General features: G+C 51.2%; 2 protein-coding genes. Both read left to right on the top strand.

Annotated features, from left to right (window positions below; translation table 11 throughout):
• A partial coding sequence (locus tag HCZ42_RS21675; RefSeq protein ID WP_175579597.1) for a DJ-1/PfpI family protein occupies positions 1-393 on the top strand: 393 nt, incomplete at its 5' end.
• The coding region (locus HCZ42_RS21680) for an aminotransferase class V-fold PLP-dependent enzyme (RefSeq protein WP_167422730.1) at positions 393-699 on the top strand (307 nt) is incomplete at its 3' end. The genes HCZ42_RS21675 and HCZ42_RS21680, both read left to right, overlap by 1 nt.

Consider the following 699-nt stretch of genomic DNA (forward strand, 5'->3'; position numbering starts at 1 on the left):
GTGATCCTGCCTGGTGGGGTTGGTGGTGCGGAAACGTTTCGCGACAGTACTGTACTGGTCGAGATCGTTCGCCAACAAATGTACGAAGGTAAGTTAGTCGCGGCGATTTGCGCAGCACCTGCTTTGGTTCTCGCTCACCACAATCTGTATCCCGATGCGTTAATGACTTGCCATCCAAACTTCCAAGATCATATCGCTAAGGACAAATGGCGCGTAAAACGTGTGACTTACGATATCAACCATAACTTGCTCACCAGTCAGGGACCGGGTACCGCACTTGAGTTTGCGATGGAAATCATTATCAACTTGTCGGGTAAAGCGTACGCTTGGACCGTCGCCGAGCCAATGGTGACCATCCCAACTCTGCAATATCACAAGCTGGGTGACGAATAATGCTCGACGTTAACGCAGTCACTCGCCAGTTTCCGGCTTTACAACAAACCGTCAATGACCAGCGCTTAGTCTATCTGGATAGTGCGGCGACAACCCAAAAGCCGCAGTGCGTGATTGATGCAATCAGCCGTTACTACAGCCAACAAAACGCCAATGTTCATCGTGGTAGCCACAGCCTGACCGCTCACGCGACGAGCCAGTTTGAATCAGCCAGAGAAACAGTTGCTGACTTCATCCATGCCGACTCCAGCAAAGAAATAATCTGGACGCGAGGCGCAACCGAAGCTCTGAACTTAGTCGCTCAGA

This window comes from Vibrio hepatarius (genome assembly GCF_011806575.1).
GTDB lineage: Bacteria > Pseudomonadota > Gammaproteobacteria > Enterobacterales > Vibrionaceae > Vibrio > Vibrio hepatarius_A.